This is a genomic window from Williamsia sp. DF01-3 (assembly GCF_023051145.1).
Classification (GTDB): Bacteria; Actinomycetota; Actinomycetes; order Mycobacteriales; family Mycobacteriaceae; genus Williamsia.
On sequence record NZ_JALKFS010000005.1, the window covers coordinates 3,502,128 to 3,520,171 of the forward strand.

Annotated in this window: 17 protein-coding genes; 10 read left to right on the forward strand and 7 right to left on the reverse strand. The window is 63.7% G+C overall.

Translation table 11 applies throughout. The features are described 5' to 3' along the window. Nucleotides 1-762, forward strand: coding sequence for an ABC transporter permease (locus tag MVA47_RS18595; protein ID WP_281504808.1), 762 nt, complete (start codon nucleotides 1-3; stop codon nucleotides 760-762). A gap of 15 nt (nucleotides 763-777) precedes the next feature. After that, on the forward strand, nucleotides 778-1,566 hold the full coding sequence (locus MVA47_RS18600; RefSeq protein ID WP_247209249.1) for a MerR family transcriptional regulator: 789 nt from the start codon (nucleotides 778-780) through the stop codon (nucleotides 1,564-1,566). 343 nt (nucleotides 1,567-1,909) lie between these two features. On the opposite strand, the gene MVA47_RS18605 is transcribed toward MVA47_RS18600, so the two are convergent. From MVA47_RS18605 to MVA47_RS18630, 6 genes are all read right to left on the reverse strand, one after another. Then, complete coding sequence (locus tag MVA47_RS18605; RefSeq protein WP_247209250.1) at nucleotides 1,910-2,572, reverse strand: XRE family transcriptional regulator; 663 nt, start codon at nucleotides 2,570-2,572, stop codon at nucleotides 1,910-1,912. Nucleotides 2,573-2,685: 113 nt separating this feature from the next. Continuing rightward, a complete protein-coding gene (locus MVA47_RS18610; protein ID WP_247209252.1) occupies nucleotides 2,686-4,050 on the reverse strand; it encodes an ammonium transporter in 1,365 nt (454 codons plus the stop codon). A gap of 180 nt (nucleotides 4,051-4,230) precedes the next feature. Further along, entirely contained in the window at nucleotides 4,231-5,241 is a 1,011-nt protein-coding gene (locus tag MVA47_RS18615; protein ID WP_247209254.1) for a DUF3445 domain-containing protein, read from the reverse strand. Continuing rightward, nucleotides 5,241-6,212 (reverse strand): PDR/VanB family oxidoreductase, encoded by a 972-nt coding sequence (locus MVA47_RS18620; RefSeq protein WP_247209260.1) that lies wholly within the window; start codon nucleotides 6,210-6,212, stop codon nucleotides 5,241-5,243. The genes MVA47_RS18615 and MVA47_RS18620 overlap by 1 nt, the downstream gene beginning before the upstream one ends. Then, the gene (locus tag MVA47_RS18625; RefSeq protein WP_247209261.1) at nucleotides 6,209-6,712 is read right to left on the reverse strand and encodes a dimethylamine monooxygenase subunit DmmA family protein; all 504 of its coding nucleotides are present in this window, start codon (nucleotides 6,710-6,712) and stop codon (nucleotides 6,209-6,211) included. Before MVA47_RS18625 ends, MVA47_RS18620 begins: the two co-directional genes overlap by 4 nt. 14 nt (nucleotides 6,713-6,726) lie before the next feature. Continuing rightward, nucleotides 6,727-7,110: an ethanolamine utilization protein gene (locus MVA47_RS18630; RefSeq protein WP_247209262.1), complete on the reverse strand. Its 384-nt coding sequence runs from the start codon at nucleotides 7,108-7,110 to the stop codon at nucleotides 6,727-6,729. Nucleotides 7,111-7,388: 278 nt separating this feature from the next. Here MVA47_RS18630 and MVA47_RS18635 point away from each other — a divergent pair, with 278 nt between their 5' ends. The 8 genes from MVA47_RS18635 to MVA47_RS18670 all read left to right on the forward strand — a co-directional run bounded on the left by MVA47_RS18635 (nucleotide 7,389) and on the right by MVA47_RS18670 (nucleotide 16,711). Beyond that, nucleotides 7,389-8,579, forward strand: a complete 1,191-nt coding sequence (locus MVA47_RS18635; protein WP_247209263.1) for an FAD-binding oxidoreductase — start codon at nucleotides 7,389-7,391, stop codon at nucleotides 8,577-8,579. A gap of 47 nt (nucleotides 8,580-8,626) precedes the next feature. Further along, a complete protein-coding gene (gene glnT, locus MVA47_RS18640; RefSeq protein WP_247209264.1) occupies nucleotides 8,627-10,000 on the forward strand; it encodes a type III glutamate--ammonia ligase in 1,374 nt (457 codons plus the stop codon). Nucleotides 10,001-10,045: 45 nt separating this feature from the next. After that, complete coding sequence (locus tag MVA47_RS18645; RefSeq protein WP_247209265.1) at nucleotides 10,046-10,945, forward strand: glutamine amidotransferase family protein; 900 nt, start codon at nucleotides 10,046-10,048, stop codon at nucleotides 10,943-10,945. Beyond that, the gene (locus MVA47_RS18650) at nucleotides 10,930-11,664 is read left to right on the forward strand and encodes a protein glxC (protein WP_247209266.1); all 735 of its coding nucleotides are present in this window, start codon (nucleotides 10,930-10,932) and stop codon (nucleotides 11,662-11,664) included. The genes MVA47_RS18645 and MVA47_RS18650 overlap by 16 nt, the downstream gene beginning before the upstream one ends. Before the next feature lie 42 nt (nucleotides 11,665-11,706). Further along, nucleotides 11,707-13,050, forward strand: coding sequence for an FMN-binding glutamate synthase family protein (locus MVA47_RS18655; RefSeq protein WP_247209267.1), 1,344 nt, complete (start codon nucleotides 11,707-11,709; stop codon nucleotides 13,048-13,050). Next, entirely contained in the window at nucleotides 13,047-13,703 is a 657-nt protein-coding gene (locus MVA47_RS18660; protein WP_374474258.1) for a helix-turn-helix domain-containing protein, read from the forward strand. The genes MVA47_RS18655 and MVA47_RS18660 overlap by 4 nt, the downstream gene beginning before the upstream one ends. 14 nt (nucleotides 13,704-13,717) lie before the next feature. Beyond that, nucleotides 13,718-14,980: an allantoate amidohydrolase gene (locus tag MVA47_RS18665; RefSeq protein ID WP_247209268.1), complete on the forward strand. Its 1,263-nt coding sequence runs from the start codon at nucleotides 13,718-13,720 to the stop codon at nucleotides 14,978-14,980. A gap of 225 nt (nucleotides 14,981-15,205) precedes the next feature. Then, nucleotides 15,206-16,711, forward strand: coding sequence for a CdaR family transcriptional regulator (locus MVA47_RS18670; protein WP_247209269.1), 1,506 nt, complete (start codon nucleotides 15,206-15,208; stop codon nucleotides 16,709-16,711). Here MVA47_RS18670 and MVA47_RS18675 read toward each other — a convergent pair. Beyond that, the gene (locus MVA47_RS18675) at nucleotides 16,694-17,797 is read right to left on the reverse strand and encodes a transporter substrate-binding protein (protein WP_247209270.1); all 1,104 of its coding nucleotides are present in this window, start codon (nucleotides 17,795-17,797) and stop codon (nucleotides 16,694-16,696) included. The genes MVA47_RS18670 and MVA47_RS18675 overlap by 18 nt on opposite strands. Nucleotides 17,798-18,044: the final 247 nt, after the last annotated feature.

An 18,044-nucleotide genomic window follows, 5' to 3' on the forward strand; every position in this document is an offset into this window, starting at 1 on the left:
ATGGCCATTCAGTCTCTCGGGGACACCGCTGTCCTCACCGGACGCACGTTGCGTCACGTCACGCGCAGTGTGCACACCATCATCACCACCGCGCTCATGCCGATTGCGATGATGCTCATGTTCGTGTACGTGTTCGGCGGTGCAATCGACACCGGCGCAGTCGAATACATCGACTACATGCTGCCCGGCATTCTGCTCATCACGATCGCCTCTGGCACGTCCTACACTGCATTTCGACTCTTTCAGGACGTGCAGGGCGGCATCTTCGAGCGTTTCCGTTCGATGCCAATCGGGCGATCAGGGGTTCTGTGGGCACACGTGCTGACCTCACTGGTCTCCAACATCATCTCGGTGGTGATCGTCGTTGTGGTGGCTCTGCTCATGGGATTTCGTTCCGCAGCGGGGATGCCGGCCTGGCTCGGAGTTGTCGCGATCCTGCTGTTGTTCACGCTTGCGCTGACCTGGATCGCGGTGATTCCCGGGCTCACCGCGACATCGGTGGAAGGGGCGAGCGTGTTCGCCTACCCGCTCATCTTCCTGCCCTTCGTCAGCTCAGCATTTGTGCCCACCGAGACCATGCCCGGCCCGGTGCGATGGTTTGCCGAGAATCAGCCTGCGACGTCGATCGTCAACGCGATCCGAGAACTTCTGACCGGTCAGGCTGCGGCCTCGGACACGTGGATCGCGGTGGCGTGGTGTGCCGGTATCTTCGTCATCGCATACGGTTTCGCGGCAATCACCTACCGGCGGAAGATCGGCTGAGGCAGTCTGAGACCCATGCTCACCATCAGTCAATTGGCCACCTACGCGGGTGTGACTGTGCGGGCCATCCGGCACTACCACAAGATCGGGCTGCTGGCCGAGCCCGTGCGCGACCACTCCGGGTATCGACGCTACGACGCAGCGGCGGTTGTCAGGCTGATCCGAATCCGCACTTTGGCCGACGCAGGTGTGCCACTTGCCCGGGTGGAAGAGTTACTCGACGCAGAACCCGACGAGTTCGCCAAGGGGCTGACTGAGATCGACAGAAAACTACGCGCCGAGATCCGTCGACTGCAAGACACTCGCAAACGGCTGACCCGTCTCGCCGCAGGGGATCACTTGGCCCTCCCGCAGAGCGTGGTCGACTATCTGGATCGGCTGCGCGGTCTCGACGTCGAGGAACGCTACATCGAGATGGAACGCGACGCGTGGATCATGATCGCCGCCCAAGTACCAGACCAGATCGACGACATAATCGTGTCGAAGCACAGGCAGCTGGACGACCCGGATACCTTACGGCTCTACAGTCTGCTGAGCGATGCGTTCGATTGGGCCGTCGATGATCCGCGAGTCGATGAGGCGGCCGAGATCATCGAGCGCCAGATGATCGCGGCTGTACAGGCAGGCGAGATCGAGGTCGACGGACTCGACGACCCGTTCATCAATTTGTTGGACTCCACCACTTTTGATGCTGCGCCGGTCATGAAAGCAATTTTCGCGAACCTCGAGAAACGAGGATGGAAAGGGTGGACGCGCATCGAACGGGTACCAGCCGACAGACTCGACATGACACCTTCGTCGTAGCGCTCGGGTCTTGCCGGTGTCGGGCGCGATGTCGGAGCCCCAATGCATTTCGGCGGTAACCAATACAAATTTCGCAGCCCACGCGCCCCGTCCGCGGGCCCGCCGGTCGACGAACAATGTGTCGCCGTCGCGGGCAACGCGGATGTGGCCACCGCACGGACAGTTGACCCAGCGGCCCACACCTTCCGTCTCTGTCGATGGCGGTATTGTGGAACGCTTTGTGAGACAACAGTTCCTTCGCTTAGCGAAACGAAGAGGTTTCAGACAGAGAAATTGGCCCTATCCTCCTGCGCCGGAGACGATCTGCGGCCAGAACAAATTGCTCAACTCGAGGTCGAGAACATCAGCTTTCGTGGTTGTCCGGGTATGCCGTGACCGCCAGGAAGCGGATCGGCAGGCGGACCAGGTCGTTCGGTCCGTGGATGCCTTCGCCGTCCAGCAATAGGGAGTCCCCGGGGCGCAGGGTGTATTCGGCGTCGCCGTGGCCGTAGACCATCACGCCTTCGAGCATGTAGAGCAGTTCGGTTCCGGCGTGTTGAAAGCGAGGAAACACCTCGCTGGCGTCGGTGAGGGTGACCAGCACGGGCTCGAGCCGCTTGTGCTGACCGCGCAGCGCGCCGAGGAGTTCGTAGTGGTGTCCGACTCGGGTGCCCCGCCCGACGATCACGGCGCCGTGACCAGATTCGACGAACACCGCTTCGCGTTCGTTGTCTGCGCCGCGGAACAGCGAGGTGACCGGGACGTCGAGGCCAGCAGCAAGTCTGGCCAAAGTGGAGAGACTGCAGGATGTTTGGGCGTTCTCGATTTTGGACAGCATCGCTTTCGAGATGCCGACCTTCTCGGCCATGTCCCCCACCGAAAGCCCGGTGGCACGTCTCAGCGCGCGGACCTGTCGCGCTATCGCCTCTTCGAGGTCATTACCGGTTGGTGGTTCGCCGAGCACTTCACGCTGCACGGGTGCGGGGTCACCGGTGTCCCGAACCGTCTTGGAAGACCGCGTTGGCATGGACAGATTCTAGCCGACTGCGTCTACTGTCGTGAAACCAGCCGCTCGCACCGAATACGACTCAGCCCCCTTCCTGGCGATGCCGGGAAGGGGGCCGAGAGCTTCGAGGGGCTTTATGTCGAGGCTGCCGACGCCGGCTTCTCGACCGCCTCGGTCGCGATGGCTTCGGCCGCTTCGACGGCGTCGGCCTCGGTGACAGGCTTGCCGGTCAACGTCGCGTTCTCCATGACGTAGGCCGATTCACCGTGCACGGCAACGTCCAGACCTTCGGTCTCGTGATCTTCATGCGCTCGCAGACCCATGGTCTTGTCGATCGCCTTGGCGATCAGCCAGGTGACGACGAAGCAGTATCCGACGACGGCGAGGACAGCCACCGTCTGGCGCCACAGCAGGTCGAATCCACCGCCGTAGAACAGTCCCGCAACACCATTGGGTGCGGCCGGGTCGGCGATGAAGCCGATCAGGATGGTGCCGAGGATGCCACCGACCATATGGATCCCGACGACGTCGAGCGAATCGTCATAGCCGAGTCGGAACTTGATCGACACCGCCAGGCAGCAGATGGCACCCGAGGCAGCACCGACGAGCAGCGCACCCATCGGTGACACTGCACCACAGGCCGGCGTGATGCCGACGAGGGCAGCGATCAGGCCCGAGCTGGCACCGAGCGACGTCGCATGTCCCTCACGGAACTTCTCGACGACAAGCCAGGCGCAGATGCCGGCACACGCTGCGGCAACGGTGTTGAGGACCACGACGGCCGCGCTGTTGCCGGCGGCCAGGGCCGATCCACCGTTGAAGCCGAACCAGCCGAAGAACAGGATGCCCGCGCCGAGCATGGTCAGCGGGAGGCTGTGCGGACGCGGTGCGGCCGGGAAGGTGCGTCGCTTGCCGAGGACGATGACCAGGGCCAGTGCCGCAACACCGGCATTCACGTGGACCGCGGTACCACCGGCGAAGTCGATCGCCGCCAGCTGGTTGGCAATCCAGCCGCCGGTGATCGATCCGTCTTCGGAGTCGAAGGCGAACACCCAGTGAGCGACGGGGAAGTACACGAGCGTCGCCCAGACTCCGGCGAACAGCATCCACGCACCGAACTTCATGCGGTCGGCGACTGCACCCGAGATGAGGGCCACGGTGATGCCGGCGAACAGCAGCTGGAATCCGGCGACGAGCGCGGGCGGCAGACCGGGATCAGCAGGCGCTTCGAGCATCGACGAGAGTCCCATCGCCTCGAGGGGATCACCCAGAATGCCCTTTCCGCCAAGGGAATCGCCGAGCACGGCCGAGTAGCCGAACAGGATCCACAATATGCCCACCACGGCAAACGCACCGAACGTCATCATTGCCATGTTCAGGGTGTTCTTGGCGCTGACCATGCCGCCGTAGAACATGGCCAGGCCGGGAACCATCAGGCTCACCGCAGCAAATGCAGCCAGCAGCCAAGCCGTATCGGCGGCTGCGATCGCTTCGTCCATTGTCAGTCCTCAAGAGTCGGGCGCAGACCGGGAGTCTGCTTAAGGGAATCGAGGTTCACCGATAGTGGACCACTCGCGTGTTGCGGATTCGAGACCGCCGGTTGCGGCCGTGTTACAAAGTCCACATTGCGCGGTTCGGCTGAATCCGTTGAGTGCCAGTCAGTGTCGTGAACCTGGCGATCAGGGCACCACGGGGCCGTGGGTCCTCAGCCATTGCAGACCGGGGCCGCGGGTACGTGTGATGCCTTTATAGTCGGCCATGTCGACGGGCAGGTCTTCGAGGACCCGGTAGAGCCTGTCGGCCCATTCGGGGATGGTGGCGATGGCCCTGAAGGGTAAGAGGTAGGTCCGGATCAGGAACATGACGGCATTCGACTGCGGCAGTCGGATGAGGTGCTGGACCTCGGTGCGCAGGAACAGCCGGTCCCCCACGTCCTCCAGTGGCCCTTCGGCGAGGGTGCGCCGATCTTTGCCCCACTCCGGGTAGGTCTCGGTGGAGGTGTCGAGTTTGCCGTCGACGGTGAGTGTCCAGTTGGTTCTTCGGTAGCTCTGAGCCGGCTGTAGGCGTTTGATGAATTCGTGTGCGCGCGTTGCGATTTTCTCGCTGTGCAGTCGTGGCACGGGACCGTGGATCTGCAGGAAGCTCATGCCGACGTCGAACCCGAAGGACCAGTCGGCGGCGAACGTGACCACTCCTGCGTCGCCCCACATCTGGTCGTCGCGCTGATCGAGTAGTACCACGTCTTCCTGTATCTGGCTGCAGATGTAGGTCAGCGGATCGGTCGGCAGCGTATCGGCGGCGCCGAACGTAAAGGTCTGGTCGATGTCGAGGAGCGCGTTGCGCCAACGGTACGACGCCGGTTCAGCAATGACCCGCTCCAGGGTCATGTGCTGCGGATACCCATCGGCCAGCTCGTGCATGAGGGTGAGCATCGCGTCCCAGGCCGCGGGAACCATGTGCGGCAAGCACTGTGATCGGGTGGGATCGACCGCCAAAATCCGGGAGCGTTCGGCAAGTTCACGCCGATAGTGGGCGTCGATCACCACTCGCTGTTCCCCCCAGGAGCCGACCACGGTCGACGCCTTCTGCCCAGTCGGTTCGACATTGGCGCTGTAGCGGTACTGATCTTTCGGGAACGGGAAGGGGAAGTTCTCGATGTCGTTCTGCGTGAACACAGCTGCTGCGGTCATTACAGTTCCAGCTCCACTTGGTCACCGGCGGCCCGGGAGACACACGGCATCATCGTGTCGCCTTCGGCTCGCTCGTCGTCGGTCAGATAGAAGTCCCGGTGGTCGATTCGGCCGCCGCGCACGGTTACCCGGCATTCGCCGCAGACGCCCTGGCGACACAAGTTGGGTACGGCTACACCGCGTTCGAGCAGTGCTTCGAGCAGCGACACGTCGGCGCCGACGGGGACCAGCACCCCGGTGCGGCGAAGACGGGCGGCAAACGGTGCACCGCCGGTCGCCACGGCGGATGAGAATTGTTCGGAATGGACGCGCTGGGCCGGCCATCCCGCGGCGGTGGCGGCTGCGGCAACGGCGTCGATCATCATCGCCGGCCCGCAGGTGTAGAGGTGGGTGCCGAGCACCGAGTCTTCGAGGATCGGAGTCAGGTGCGACCAGAAGTCGTCGACGTCATGCACGATGGTCAGTCGATCTCCGCAGAGGTTCTGCAGCTCGTCGGCGAGCGCGTCTTGCCCGGGCCGGTGTGAATAGATCACTTCGAAAGATCGGTGCCACTGCACAGCTGCTCGGACATGAGACAAGATCGGCGTGACCCCGATGCCACCCGCGATGAGAACGTGATGGCGGGCAACGGATATCGGCGCAAACGCGCTGCGCGGCGGGGTGATCACCACCTGATCGCCCACTCGCAGAGCGTGAATCCACGCAGAGCCACCCCTACCGGCATCGTCACGGCGCACACAGATCGCGTAGTGGTCGGGATCGGTGCAGGGGCCGGTCAGCGAGTACGAGTTCTGGACACCGGTCCCCCACCGCACGCCGATGTGACTTCCGGGAGTGAACGAAGGCAGCGCCTGCGCGCCGGTGAATGTGACTTCACGGATGCCGTCGCAGAGTTCCCGGACGGTGCCGACGGTCACCAGCAAGTCGGTGCCGGTGAGCCCGGTGGGCGGCGCATTGACCGTGTGGGTCATGGTAGTTCCTCCGCGTCTGGATGAAATCCCAAGTAGGCGTGGTGCCGTCGCGAAAAGTGGTAATAGACCACCAATGGAGATCCGCATCCGGAACAGGTGAGCGACTCGTCGATGCCGGCGAAGGTGGTGGTGACGGAATGACAATGCGCGCAGTAGACGTCGCGCTCCCCGGGCGAGAATCCGTCCCCGCCGCCCAGGTCGACGACAGTCACTTCTGCGTCAACGGCACCTGCGGCGATGATGGCGGCCCGAACCCGCGCCGGCGCCGCCCCTCGCCCGACGACCACAAAACGCCAACCCACCCGCGCCGGCCGCAGTGCAGCGGCCAGCGCGTCGTCCTCCGGACCGGCAAGGCGGACCACCGATACACCTGCTAGGTCACCGACATGTTCGGCAGCCTCCTCGTCCGTGGTCACAACGAGGTGATGTGACGCCGCCTCATCGAACTCGACGTCGGTGAAAGCAGTGGCCTGCCACCGGGGGACGGTGGTGGTGGCCATCGAGACCGCCATGGTTACGGTGCGAACGAGCGGTGGCCGACAAAGAACGCCAGAGCCCGGTCCTCGGTGGTGAAGCGAATGGTCGAACCTTTCGGGAAGAAGATGGCGTCCTTGGGTCCAGCGGTCTCGACCTGGCCGGTCTCGAGGTTCTCGAGATGGAAGACGCCTTCGAGAACGACCTTCATCTCGTCGTAGGCGTAGTAGTAGTCGAGCGGTGCGTCGGTGTGGCGCAGTTCGAAGTACCCGGCGGACATCTCGGAACCTTCCGGGTTCGCATAGACGTCATCGATGAAGCCCTGGGTGCCCGGGTATTCGGTGACCGGCATCTGTGGAAGCGTCGCCCAAAAATCTGATGTGACCCGGAAGGCGGCGGTCTTGTCGGAATCTGTTGTGGTCATGGGCTTCTCCTTGAGGGGGCGTATAGATGATGCGGCAGAGCGCCGCGAGTAAGTTGTGAAACTAAATATAGTGGTAGGAAACCGTGAGCCGCGTGACATGCGCGTTAAATTCGACGAACACCCAGCGTAGGTCACCTGAATCCCCGCGATCTCGGCTGGCATGGCGCGATTCCGTGATACGCCGGACACTGGCCAGAAACTTCGTTGACACAAACGTCGTGTTTCATTACAGACAACACCGGATCACATGAAGAAACACATGAGCGGGAAGACTGACAGTGACAGAAACAGCGAAGTACGTGATCGTCGGCGGCGGCCTGGAGGGGCTCGCCATCGCATGGTCGCTCGCCAACCGCGGGGAAACCGATGTGATGGTCCTCGAGCGTGACACCCTCTGCTCGGGGATGACCGGCAAGTCCAGTGGGGTGGTCCGCTGCCACTACGGCACCCCGTCGTTGGCGGCGATGTCCTGGTACAGCGTCGACGTCTTCCAGCGCGCCCCTGAGCTTTTCGACGACGACATGGCGTTCCGGCAGTGCGGCTACGTGGTCGGAGTCGGCGAGAACAACACCGTGCCCCTCAAGGCGAATGTGGCGATGATGCAGGGTCTGGGTATCGATGTCGACTTCATCGACCACCACACCATGGCCCGTCTCTGGCCCGGCCTGCACCTCGACGACTTCGCGGCGTTCGCCTACGAGCCACGTGGTGGACGCGGCGAGGCCTACATGGCCGGCATGGCGTTCGGTGCCTCGGGCCGCAAGCTCGGCGTGACGGTGCGCCAATCGACTCGGGTGAGCGGTCTGCTGCAGAATGCCGGCGGGACCGTCTACGGCGTCATCCTGGCCGGCGGAGACGAGATCCACGCCGAGCATGTCATCGTTGCTGCCGGGCCGTGGACACCGGCGCTGACCGCGACTGTCGGCGTTCCGGTGGATGTCAGGGCCCAGCGTGCACAGCTGGTCCTGGTCGACCAGGGGGCGCCGACTCCCGAGGTTCCCGTGCTGTCGGATCTGGCGGGGCTGCAATACATATGCCGCGAACCCAACGGTGAGTTATTGGTCGGGAACTCCGATCACCAGGCACCGCAGTACATCGACCCGGACGACTACGTGAACCGCGCGGACGATTCGGCGATCGAGAAGAACATCATGAAGCTCGGGAACCGATTGCCGGACATGCCCGATCCGCGGATAGCCGGCTCCTACGTCGGTGCCTATGACGTCACTCCCGACTACAACCCGATCATCGGGCCCTCCCCGGCGGACGGGCTGTTCCTCGCCACCGGATTCTCCGGCCACGGGTTCAAGATCTCCCCCGCCGTCGGCGAACTCGTCGCCGACCTTCTCACCACCGGGACGACGACGCTGCCGAACGTTGATCCACACGACTTCCGGTACAGCCGATTCGAGGAGAACGACCTCTTGCTGAGCTTGAACCCCTACGAGGGCGCCGGTGAGATGCGATGACCACCACCTCCCTACCCCCGACCGAATCCCCCGACCAGGAGCCTGCCATGGCCATAGACACAGCCGACGCGTTCACACCCACACCCGTAGTCGCCCCAGATCCGGTGGGTGCCGAACCGACACTGACCGAGCTGGTCCGGTCCACCGGAACCACATTCATCCTCGCTTTGTTCGTGACCATGTCGGGCAAGCCATGCGCCAAACTCGTTCCGGCACAGTCGGTCGGCATGCTCGAGGAAGACGGCGTCGGATTCGCCGGCTATGCGGCAGGCATGATGGGCCAGGAACCCAAGGACTCCGACCTGGTCGCCATGCCCGACGCGTCGTCGTTCACCCCGATCCCGTTCATCCGGCCCGGCCTCGCCCTGGTGCACTGCGATCCCCACGTCGATGGCAAGCCCTGGCCGTTTGCTCCCCGCATCATCCTCAAAGAAATCCTGCGCCGGGCTGCAGACCTCGGGTTCAGCGTCAATGTCGGCGCAGAGATCGAGTACTTCCTGGTCAACAAGGACGAGTCCGGCGCGCTCACCACCGCCGACCCCGCCGACTCCAAACGACAGCCGTGTTACGACGCCCGCGACGTGACCCGCATGTACGACCACCTCACCGAGATCTCGACGGCCATGAACTCGCTGGGCTGGGGCAACTACGCCAACGACCATGAGGACGCCAACGGACAGTTCGAGCAGAACTTCGACTACGCGGACGCCATGGTCACCGCCGACCGCGTGATCACCGCCCGGTACCTGCTCGCGGTGATCGCCGAAAAGCGCGGGATGCAGGCAACTTTCATGCCCAAGCCGTTCACCGACCGCACCGGGTCAGGCATGCACATGCACCTGTCGCTGTGGAGCGAGACCGGTGCCGTCTTCCCCGATGCCACCGACGACAAAGGACTCGGACTCTCGAGCATCGCCTACGGTTTCATCGCAGGCATCCTGGAGCACGCCTGCGCCCTGCAAGCCGTGATCGCCCCGACAGTCAACTCGTACAAGCGAACCGGCGCCACCACCACGAGCAGCGGCGCCACCTGGTCGCCGCGCTTCGCCACCTACGGCGGCAACGACCGCACCCACTACCTGCGCGTGCCCGACCACAACCGCGTCGAGCTGCGCGGCGGCGACGGGTCGGCCAATCCGTATCTCGCCGCAGCCGGCGCCATCGCTGCCGGACTCGACGGCGTGAAGCGCAATCTCGATCCCGGCGCTCCCGGCAGCGGCGACAGTCCCAGCGAGATGCTCCCGATGACCCTGCTGCACGCGATGGACGCCCTCGACAAGGACGACGTCCTCACCGCCGCACTCGATGTCGCGGGCCCGGGCGTCAGCGAGTACTTCGCCCAGCGCAAACGTGAAGAGTTCTTCGCCTGGCACAACACGGTCTCTGCGTGGGAGATCGACGAATACCTCACGGCCTTCTGACCACCACGACTTTCTGCCACCAACAACGAAGAACAGGAGTTCCACATGTGTGGAATCGTGGGTTTGCACCTACGTGACCGGGCTCTGTACCCAGAACTGGGCGCACTGCTGACCGGCATGCTCGACCAGATGTGCGATCGCGGCCCCGACTCGGCCGGCATGTCCATCTACGGTGACCCGACGTGGTCGCCCGAGGGCCACGCCACCGTTTCCCTACTCGAGAACCCACTCTCGGCGTCCGACCTGGCGTCGGCTCTGACCACCGCGCTCGGCGTCGAGGCGACAGTCATCGACCTCGAGCCGACCACTGTGCTCCACGCGGCCGTTCCGTCCGATGAGCTCGTCGCGGCGGTGCGCGGTGTGGCACCGGCGGCGCGGATCATCGGCTTCGGTAGCGAGGTCACGGTCCTCAAGGGAATGGGCAATCCGACCGAGCTCGCCCACCGCTTCGGCCTACCGAACGCCTCGGGCTGGCAGGGCGTCGCTCACACCCGTATGGCGACCGAATCGGCTGTCACCGCTGAAGGTTCGCACCCCTTCTCTGTCGGCACGGACCAGTGCCTGGTGCACAACGGATCGTTCTCCAATCACATGAGCATCAAGCACGAACTCGAACGCAGTGGTGTTGTGTTCGACAGTCAGAACGACACCGAGGTCGGCGCACGGTTCATCGCCAAGCAACTCGCCGAGGGTGTCGATCTCGAGAAGTCGCTGCTGATGCTCAACGAGACCTTCGACGGTTTCTACACACTGTTGGTCTCGAACAAGGACTCGTTCGCCGTGGTCCGCGACCCCATCTCATGCAAGCCCGCCGTCATCGCCGAAACCGACCGCTGGGTCGCGATGGCCTCTGAATACCGTGCGCTGGCAGGACTGCCCGGCGTCGACACCGCCCGCATTTTCGAACCCGAACCAGAAGAGGTGTACGTATGGCACCGTCAGTGACCGAGACGCCGAACGCCGTCGCCACAGCGGACGACACCGCTGAGATCACGACGTTCGATCTGCTGTCCACCACCGTCCGTTCGGTCAACGAGACCCTGCAGTCCCTGCAGGCGCCGAACCAGTCGGTCATCACGGCGCCGCAAGGTGCTCACGCCCTGGCCTGTGGACTCGACAAGGACATCGACGTCACCATCGAAGGACACGTCGGCTACTACTGCGCCGGTATGAACCAGCAGGCCACCGTCACGATCAACGGGAACGCCGGTGTCGGGCTGGCCGAGAACATGATGTCCGGGACCGTACGGGTCACCGGCGACGCCTCGCAGTCGGCCGGAGCCACCGCCCACGGCGGCCTGCTCGTCATCGAGGGCAATGCCGCAGCGCGTTGCGGGATCTCGATGAAGGGCGCCGACATCGTGGTCGGCGGCAACATCGGCCACATGAGCGCCTTCATGGGCCAGGCCGGACGCCTTGTCGTCTGCGGCGACGCCGGCGAAGCCCTTGGTGATTCGCTGTACGAGGCCCGTATCTACGTCCGCGGCACGGTCGCATCGCTGGGTGCCGACTGCATCAAGAAGGAGATGCGTGATGAGCACCTCGCCGAACTGGGTGACCTGCTCGCCACCGCAGGCATCGACGCCGATCCCGCCGACTTCACCCGCTATGGCTCCGCCCGGCAGCTCTACAACTTCCACGTCGACAACGCCGCGGCGTACTGACATCCGGCGTACTGACACCCCGGCGTACAAGGAGCGATACCCATGACCTACAACCCGACCTTGCGTGAATCGGCCACCTTCGACAGAGGCGTCATCGCCGAAATCCAACGGGCCGCCGACACCGGCATCTACGACATCCGCGGCTGGGGAGCCAAACGCAAACTCCCCCACTTCGACGACCTGCTGTTCCTGGGCGCGTCGATGTCGCGATACCCACTCGAGGGGTACCGCGAACGCTGCGACACCGACGTGGTTCTCGGTGACCGCAACGCGAAGTTCCCGCTGCACCTGGACATCCCGATCACCATCGCAGGCATGAGTTTTGGTGCACTGTCGGGTCAGGCCAAGGAAGCCCTGGGCCGGGGTGCCAGTGAAGTGGGCACCTCGACCACCACCGGCGACGGCGGCATGACCCCCGAAGAGCGCGGTCAGTCGAAGAACCTGGTGTACCAGTACCTTCCGTCGCGGTACGGCATGAACCCCGACGACCTGCGCAAGGCCGACGCGATCGAAATCGTGCTCGGTCAGGGCGCGAAGCCCGGTGGCGGCGGAATGCTCCTGGGACAGAAGATCACCGAGCGTGTCGCCGGGATGCGGACGCTGCCCATGGGAGTCGACCAACGGTCGGCGTGCCGACATCCGGACTGGACGGGACCGGACGATCTCGCGATCAAGATCATCGAGCTGCGTGAGATCACCAACTGGGAGAAGCCCATCTACGTCAAGGTCGGTGCCACCCGCACCTACTACGACGTGAAACTGGCCGTCAAAGCCGGCGCCGACGTCGTTGTCGTCGACGGTATGCAGGGCGGAACCGCCGCCACCCAGGACGTGTTCATCGAACACGTCGGCATCCCGACGCTCGCAGCGATTCCACAGGCAGTCCAAGCGCTGCAAGAGATGGGTCAGCACCGACGGTCGAGCGGAGCGAGGGGAGAAAGTGGATCAGTCCAGCTCATCGTCTCCGGCGGCATCCGTTCGGGCGCCGACGTCGCCAAGGCCATGGCTCTCGGTGCCGACGCCGTCGCGATCGGTACCGCTGCGCTCATTGCGCTGGGCGACAACAACCCTCGGTATGCAAAGGAGTATCAAGAGCTCGGTAGCGACGCCGGCTTCTACGACGACTTCCAGGCCGGTCGCGACCCCGCCGGGATCACCACCCAGGACCCGGAACTGTCCAAGAATCTCGATCCCGTCGAGGGCGGACGGCGACTCGCCAACTACCTGCGGGTGTTGACCATGGAGGCCCAAACCCTCGCACGCGCCTGCGGCAAGTCGCATCTGCGCAACCTCGAACCAGAGGACCTGGTGGCACTGACCGTCGAATCGTCGGCGATGGCTCGCGTGCCGCTGGCGGGCACCACCTGGATCCCTGGGAAGATGTGACCCTGCCCGAACCCGCCTTCTCGCCGGGTGTCGTCGAGGACACGACCCCTCGCGAAGTGTGCGACCACGACGGCGCCGGTCCGCTCGAATTGCTGATCGGGTCCCAGACCCGGCGGCTGCGGATCAGCGCCGGCCTCTCGGTCAGCGAGATGGCGGCCGCCACCGGGATCTCGAAGTCGATGCTGTCGAAAATCGAGAACGCCCAGACCTCCTGCAGTCTGGCGACATTGTCGAAACTGGCCGCAGCACTCGACGTACCGGTCACCTCACTCTTCCGTGGCGAAAAGACCCAACGCGAGTCGGTGTTCACTCGTGCCGGAACCGGCGCCGAGATCGTCGGACGCGGAACACGGGCAGGCCATCACTACGAACTGCTCGGAGCGTTGCGTGGGCAGCATCGGCGGCTCGAGGCTGTCGTCGTGACGCTGCGCGAGCAGACGACATCCACCCCACGCTTTCAGCATCCGGGAACCGAGCTGCTCCACATGCTCGAGGGCGAGATGGTCTACGGCCACGACAACTCCGAGTACACCCTGCACGCCGGCGACTCCTTGCTGCTCGACGGCGAAGGTGTGCATGGCCCAACCGAACTCACGCAACTGCCGATCCGATTCCTCGCCGTCACCGCGTATCCCGACAACTACTCAGAATGACAGAAGGACCTGACATGACCGCGTTCGATTCCATGTGGGCATCAATACTCGATGTCGGTCGCGCCACGACCGGCGGCTACCGTCGCTTCGCATGGAACGACGCCGACATGACGTTGCGCGAGTGGTTCACCGGCGCCGCCACCGACCGCGGTATGTCCGTCGAAGAAGACCGGAACGGGAACCTCTGGGCGTGGTGGATGCCGGGCGGCTGGAAAGGCGATCCGACCGACGCCTTCGTCACCGGGTCGCATCTCGATTCGGTGCCCGACGGCGGCGCGTACGACGGACCACTCGGAGTCGTGTCCTCGTTCATCGCGATCGACATCGTGCGAGATCGCGGGATCGTACCCACCAAACCGATTGGTGTCACGGCATTCTCGGACGAAGAGGGTGCACGGTTCGGCGTGGCTTGCGTGGGGTCGCAATTGACCACCGGCGCACTCACGCCGGGGCGTGCACTGGGGCTCCGCGACGCCGACGGAGTCACGCTGGCCGAGGCGCTCACCCGGTCCGGCCGTGATCCGTCACACCTCGGTGCCGATCCCACACTGACCGACCGCGTCGGGGTCTACGTCGAGCTGCATGTTGAGCAGGGCCGGGGTCTCGATCTGGTCGATCAGCCGATCGCTGTCGCGTCGTCGATCTGGCCGCATGGGCGGTGGTTTTTCAGCTTCACCGGTGAGGCCAACCATGCCGGTGCCACCCGATTGGTCGACCGCCGCGATCCAATGCTCGCGTTCGCGTCGTCGGTCCACACCGCCCGCAGCGCGGCAACCCTGCACGACGCCGTCGCCACGTTCGGCAAAGTCCGGGTACTACCCAACGGCGCCAACGCCATCCCGTCCGAGGTCCTCGCCTGGCTCGACGCCCGCGCCGCCGACGAATCGACGTTGACCGCGATGGTCGAGCAGATCTCAGCCGAGGCCCGGAAGTACGCCGACGCAGACGGCATCGGCCTGGCCGTCGAAGCGGAGTCGATCACCCCGATCGTCGAATTCCCCGCCGACACACGGCAACGCCTGCAAACCGCGCTCGGTCACCTCGGCGACATTCCGGTGCTCCCGACCGCCGCCGGACACGACGCCGGCATTCTCTCCGCGAAAGTACCCACCGCGATGCTCTTCGTCCGGAATCCGACTGGGGTGTCGCACTCGCCGCTCGAATTCGCAGAAGCCGCGGACTGCCATCGTGGTGCCGAGGCACTGGCAGATGTGATGGCGGAGTGGGTTCAAGAGTCGAGCGCTGGCCAACCCTCCAACGATTTCTCCACTAGCTAAATTACGGGTTCCATCTGTACCTCGGGCACGACTCTGGACCTCGGCTTCGAACCACATTGCCACCCAATCGCTGACGTACCGTTGCGGCGTTTGAACTCGGGTGCGCACGGGCGAGTCCCGCTACCCTGTACACGCGAGACGTACTGTGTGTCACTGCTGGGCGTCTCGCCTGAATCGTGCCGCACGAACAGGACCCGGTGATCGCCCAAGGCTGTAAGGAGTCACATGGCCACGGTTGGTGACTTCGTCACCCGTGTCGGCCTCGGGTCTTTGATGCCAGGTTCCACCGACCGGATCCAGGACCGCACGGTCGCGACGGTTGTCGAGATGACGACGCCGGGTCCGTTGAATCTCGACGACGGGTCCGTGGTCTACGTGCCGTCGACCTCGTGGTCATTCCTGACAACACCGGAAACGCTTCCTTCGCAGCTCAAGTCAGCGGGGGCGTTGGCCGTCGTGGTCAACAACGACGATCTGAAACTCCCGCCCGAGTTCGTCGAAGCCTGCGTCCACGCGTCTATTCCGGTCCTTCTCCTGCCGAAGTCCAAGACGTTGGATGAGCTGAGAGCTGCTCTGGCGGGAGAGACCGCTGGCGTCGACACCCGCGATGTCCACATCTCCGACCTCGATGCGATCCGCGGAGCGCTGAACGGTTTCACCGCGGGCACCGGGACCGAAGCGTGGGTCGTCATGGAAGGCGCCGTGGTGTCCAGTTCACCGGTCAACATCGCTCACCTGATCAAGATCCTTGCGCGTAAACCAATTGTGTTGCAGCAGAGCATTTGTGCAATGACCACGCTCAACGTTCCGCTACCTGCATCTGGTCACACACTGGCGATCGCGAATCCGAGCCGTTCCGCGCTGGACCTCATCGGTATCGAGAGTCTCGCCCGCGAGATCGATACCTACGCCCAGGCCATCGAGGTGAAGCGGTCAGCTCGACGACAGATCGAAACCGCGCTGGTCCGAGAACTGATCGAGGCCAACGTCGCTTCTGCCACCCTTGATCCGTGGGTGGGGTCATTTGATCTCTTGCCAGGGAGCCGTGTCCGGGCAATCGCAGCCGTCCTACCCGAATCCATGAAGTCCGAAACCGAGGAAGTCGGCAATGCTCTGCGCGACCTGGGTTTACTCGATGGCGGTATCTGCGTCACCGGTGCACACGGTGGCTGCGCGTACGCGCTGATCACACTGCCCGACGGCGAATTCGGGAGATCAGACGAGATCACCGGATTCGAGCACCAATTGAAGCTTCTGGCGGACCTGTTCGAGTTCCGACACCAGCAGGCTCTGTCTCTGGGGGTCAGTTCCTGCGTTCTCCGAGGCAGCGACGATCTGGTTCGCGGCTTGATCAACGCACGACAGCTTGCTGATCGTCAGGCGCGATCGACAGTCGCCGAGATGGACGAGATTCCACTGGCCGTGCCACTGTCGGCAACGTTGCTCGCCGCCGAACCCGAACTAGCGGCGGTTCTGGGCCGGGCGCTGCTGCAGCCGGTCATCGACTACGACCGGGAGAAAGGCACCAGTTATCTGGAGTCGCTTCGAACGTTCCTGGCGTTGGACTGTCAATGGGCCACCACCGCCACGGAATTGGGTATTCACATCAACACGCTCCGATACCGGCTCAAACGTATCGAAAGACTGACCGGACGTGGGCTGCACACGACGGCCGACCGCTCGGACTACTACTTGGCCCTGTGTTTGCGAGAATCACCCGGGAGCGGCTAGCGACCGTTTTCCTGACCACCACGGCTCCGGTAATCGTGGTGAAAACTCCTCGAGGACATCATACTTACCATTTGACGCCCGTGCGACGTACGACGGGTGGGCGCTGTAGTGGTTGTTCAGGAAATAGAACGGCAGCCCCTCAGGGTTGCGCTCGAATCGAACCCCGAGCAGAGCGGCCGACAAATGGGCGGGATCAAAAGAATCAGCGTGTTCGGCGGCGATCCGAATCGCATGAACTGCGTTGTACGCACCGACCTGGGCTGGATGCGACCATCGCTGGCCCCTGATCTTCCACAGAGACTCACGGTACGAGCTGTTCACATCTGAATCGACGCCGGAGAAATAGGTTCCGGTCATGAAGTGCCCGTTGGTCAACTCGGGGGACATGTGGGCCAAGTCGACCTCGGTGGTGACGGTGGCCGCGATCGGCAGAGTCGCCGCGCTGAATCCCGCGTAGTGGAACTGTTGGTAGAAAGCCGCGGTGGAGTCCGTGCCGACCAGGTTGCAGATGATCACCGACGGGTTCTTACGGCGGATGTCGTCCAGAACGGTCTGGAAGTTCGTCTCGCCGAGCGGGGCGTACCAGCTTCCAACAGTCTCGACATCAAGATGAACGCCATGCCGTGCGATGGCCTCGGCCAGCACGCGCGGGTACACGTAGTCAGATCCGATGATGTAGACCCGGCGGCCGAGATTGTCGGCGACCCAGCTCAGGTAGTCGGCGAGGTACTGGTTGGGGGCGGCTCCGCAATAAAAGACTCGAGGATCGGCTTCTTCGCCCTCAAAATAGGTCGGATACATCAACAGTGCGCGGTTGGCGTGTATCGCAGGAAGCATCGCCACCCGGCTCGCCGACGTGTAGCCGCCAACGATCACGTTGACGTGCTCCGTCCCGCACAGATGGTTGATTCCGCGCGCGCTCGACAACACCTCGGAGTGATCGTCGTAGATCGCCGGACGCAAATCCTGACCGCGTACTCCGCCATCGTTGTTGATCTCATCGACCGCCAGCAGGGCACCGTCGAGAATCGACTGTTCCATCTGAGCCAGCGGACCCGTCAGCGAGAAGAGCATGCCGATCTTCACTCACACGCTCCCGTCGGTGGATGTCATCAGCGGACAAGCCCACTGTAGCCGCATCTTTGGGAACAGTGCGAGGGCGTGGCCAGGTCGCAAAAAGCACGTTCGGCGACGTTTCGATCCGATGAACAAACGTAACGCACGCATATCGGTCACGCGGTTGTTACGTACAGCGCAGACGTATGTGCGCAGGTCAGCGCCCGATCGTTGGGGCGGGGTGTGTCAACGTCCAGTCGGTGCGGCATTCGAGTTG